Source organism: Exiguobacterium sp. s95, from assembly GCF_018618655.1.
Lineage (GTDB): Bacteria > Bacillota > Bacilli > Exiguobacteriales > Exiguobacteriaceae > Exiguobacterium_A > Exiguobacterium_A oxidotolerans.
Window position 1 is genome coordinate 1 of record NZ_JACSMM010000025.1, and the last position, 402, is coordinate 402.

The 402-nt window shown below is 54.7% G+C and carries 1 protein-coding gene; it reads right to left on the reverse strand.

What is annotated here, in order from left to right; genetic code table 11:
- A partial coding sequence (locus KNP99_RS15575) for an RNA-guided endonuclease TnpB family protein (RefSeq protein WP_215193348.1) occupies positions 1-402 on the reverse strand: 402 nt, incomplete at both ends.

Genomic DNA, 402 nt, shown 5'->3' on the forward strand with positions numbered 1-402 from the left:
AGATGGACTTGCTCAACTTGCGATTCTTCTGCATGTTCTTCACTTGCAAGGTCTCGATGCCGATGACGTCGTGGTTTTTGACGATCTCGGTCGACACCTTGTGCAGGAAATCGGTTCGCTTGTTGGCGATCTTCTCGTGGATGCGGGCGACCTTTCGCTTCTGCTTCTGGTAGTTCTTCGCCTCGGAAAGTGTTACTTTCTTGTCCAAGGCCAACCGTTGACGACGAGAAAGCTTGCGTTGCTCGCGCGCCAGCTTTTGCTCAAGCGAACGGAAGTAACGGTCGTTCTTGTATACCGTGCCGTCCGACAGGACGGCGAAGTGCTTCAATCCGACATCGACGCCGACGGATGAGCCCGTCTTCGGCATTTCGTTGCTCTCCTGCTCGACGAGCAGGGAGACGA